The sequence below is a fragment of the Dolichospermum sp. LEGE 00246 genome, assembly GCF_015207865.1.
In the GTDB taxonomy this organism is placed as follows: domain Bacteria; phylum Cyanobacteriota; class Cyanobacteriia; order Cyanobacteriales; family Nostocaceae; genus Dolichospermum; species Dolichospermum heterosporum.
This window is the reverse complement of the sequence record NZ_JADEWA010000778.1, coordinates 1-1,015: the sequence shown is the minus strand read 5'-3', so window position 1 is coordinate 1,015 and position 1,015 is coordinate 1. Positions and strand designations below refer to the sequence as shown.

1 protein-coding gene is annotated in these 1,015 nt (G+C 37.8%); it reads left to right on the top strand.

The window, feature by feature from the left end; all coding sequences use genetic code 11:
* Positions 1-24 precede the first annotated feature (24 nt).
* Positions 25-1,002: an SDR family NAD(P)-dependent oxidoreductase gene (locus IQ228_RS26290; protein ID WP_193965050.1), complete on the top strand. Its 978-nt coding sequence runs from the start codon at positions 25-27 to the stop codon at positions 1,000-1,002.
* Positions 1,003-1,015: the final 13 nt, after the last annotated feature.

The following is a 1,015-nucleotide window of genomic DNA, read 5'->3' as shown; positions in this document are numbered from 1 at the left end:
ATATAAATTTCCTCATAAAAAATGATTAAACATCTGCAAGGAAAAATAGCATTAGTTACGGGTGCTACTAGAGGAATTGGGAAAGGAATTGCAATTGGATTAGGTGAAGCTGGTGCTACAGTCTATATTACAGGACGCACTCTTGAACCTAATAATGACGGTCTTGGTGGGAGTTTACAAGAAACTGAAACCGCCGTTATAGAAGCTGGTGGGGTCTGTATTCCCGTGCAGGTTGATCATAGTGATGATGAGCAAATTCGCCAACTTTTTGCCCGGATTGAGAGAGAACAAAATGGTCAATTAGATATTTTAGTTAATAATGTCTATGCAGGAGTACAAGCTATTAGAGAAGGCTTTGGTAAAACTTTTTGGGAGTTAGAACCGAGTTTTTGGGATGCTGCGAATCATGTCGGTTTACGAAGTCATTATGTCGCTAGTATTTATGCTGCGAGGATGATGACAAAGCGCAAGGAGGGAATTATTTTTACTATTTCTTCTTGGGGCGGAATGTCTTATATTTTTAGTGTTCCCTATGGTGTGGGCAAAAGTGCTTGTGATAGATTAGCCGCAGATATGGCTAAAGAATTGAAAAAATATCATGTGACTTCTTTGGCTATTTATCCGGGGATTGTCGGTACAGAACAGATTACCAGTTTTGCTAAAGAACAGAGTTCAGAAGATGGTAAATCTCTATCATTTGGTGATAGTTATAATTGGGAAACACCCTTATTCACTGGGAGGGCGATCGCTAGTTTAGCTGCTGATGCTAATATTATCAAATATACAGGTAAAATCCAAATTGTCGCTGAAGTTGCCAAGAGATATGGATTTGTAGATGAAAATGGTAATCGTCCTGCGTCTTTACGTTCTTTGAGGTTTATTTTACCAAGGCAAATACCTTTTTTAAGAAATTATGCTGGGTTAATTCCTGATTTAACAATACCTTGGTTAGTGATTTTATTCTTTAGAGGGTGTTTGAAAAGTTTTGAATGTATAAATTGACCCCTCTCCAAAC